Source organism: Methylobacterium sp. CCH5-D2 (genome assembly GCF_001556475.1).
Taxonomy (GTDB): Bacteria; Pseudomonadota; Alphaproteobacteria; order Rhizobiales; family Beijerinckiaceae; genus Methylobacterium; species Methylobacterium hispanicum.
In genome coordinates this window covers 1-1,267 of the sequence record NZ_LSIX01000637.1, presented here as the reverse complement: position 1 = coordinate 1,267, position 1,267 = coordinate 1, and the positions used below count along the sequence as shown (strand labels likewise).

Sequence of the window (1,267 nt, the reverse complement as noted above, 5' to 3'; positions counted from 1 at the left end):
CAGCGCCGGCATGAACCGCCTCACCCCGGAGGCCGCGGAGAGCTTCATCCTCGCCAACACCGCGCTGCGCCCGGTGCCGCACGCGCCCGAGATCCGGCTCCACGTCGCCGACGAGGCCACCGCGCTCTGGCAGAGGACCGAGGAGGAGCTGGAGGCGATCGGGCTGCCCCCGCCCTTCTGGGCCTTCGCCTGGGCGGGCGGACAGGCGCTCGCCCGCTACCTCCTCGACAACCCGGACCTCTGCGCGGGCGCCCGCGTGCTCGATTTCGCCTCGGGCTCCGGCCTCTGCGCCGTCGCGGCGGCGCGGGCCGGGGCGGCGCGGGTGCTGGCCAGCGACCTCGACTCCTTCGCGCTGCCGGCGATCGCCCTGAACGCGGCGGCGAACGGGGTGGCGGAGCGGATCGCAGCGACGGCCGAGGACCTGATCGGGCGGACCCCGGAGGCCGACCTCGTGCTGGCGGCCGACATCTTCTACGAGCGCGACCTCGCCGCGCGGGTCGGGGACTGGCTCGGCGACCTCGCCGCGCGCGGCACGCGGGTGCTGGTGGGCGACCCCGGCCGCTCCTACCTGCCCCGCGCGCGCCTCGAACAGCTCGCGAGCTACCGCGTCCCGGTGACGCGGGCGCTGGAGGATGCCGAGATCAAGGAGAGCCACGTCTGGCGCTTTCGCGACCGGGATTCCTGAGCGACCGGGATTCCTGATCTCGCGCCGGGACGGACGGGTCTTTTCGGTTTCCCGGCATGAACCATCTGGCTTAACGCCCCGGCCAGAACCATCTGGCACTCTGGCGTTCGCGGACGGTCCGGGCTTTGCACCCCGGTCCGCACGCGTCACGATGGGCGTCCCGAACCCGCCGCCGCAGCCCTCACGCCCAGGGGTCTTCTCGGGCAGACCGGAGGTTAGCCGAGTGTCCCCTGGTCCGATGTCCCTGCCCCGCGTCGTCGCCTTCTCGGCCAGCGCCAGCCGGCCCTCCCGCACGCGGGGCCTCGTCGAGGCGGTGGCCGCCGACCTCGCCCGCGCGCGCCGCATCGATCTGGCGGTCTACGATCTGGTGGATGCGGGCGCGGGCCTCGTCGTGGCGAGCCGGGACGAGTTGCCCCTGCCGGCCCGGCGCATCGTCGAGGCGATCGAGGACGCGGACGCGCTCATCGTCGGCACGCCGGTCTACCAGGGCTCGTACGCGGGCCTGTTCAAGCACGTCTTCGACTTCGTGCGGCCGGAGGCGCTGCTCGGAAAGCCCGTGGCGCTCACCGCGACCGGCGGGGG

The 1,267-nt window shown here is 74.3% G+C and carries 2 protein-coding genes; both read left to right on the top strand.

Translation table 11 applies throughout. The annotated features are described in order from the left end of the window. Window positions 1-10 precede the first annotated feature (10 nt). The gene (locus tag AX737_RS17025; RefSeq protein WP_066923489.1) at window positions 11-685 is read left to right on the top strand and encodes a methyltransferase; all 675 of its coding nucleotides are present in this window, start codon (window positions 11-13) and stop codon (window positions 683-685) included. A 238-nt stretch (window positions 686-923) separates the two neighbouring features. Further along, window positions 924-1,267: NAD(P)H-dependent oxidoreductase (locus tag AX737_RS17020; RefSeq protein WP_197430609.1), on the top strand; the 344-nt coding region annotated here is incomplete at its 3' end.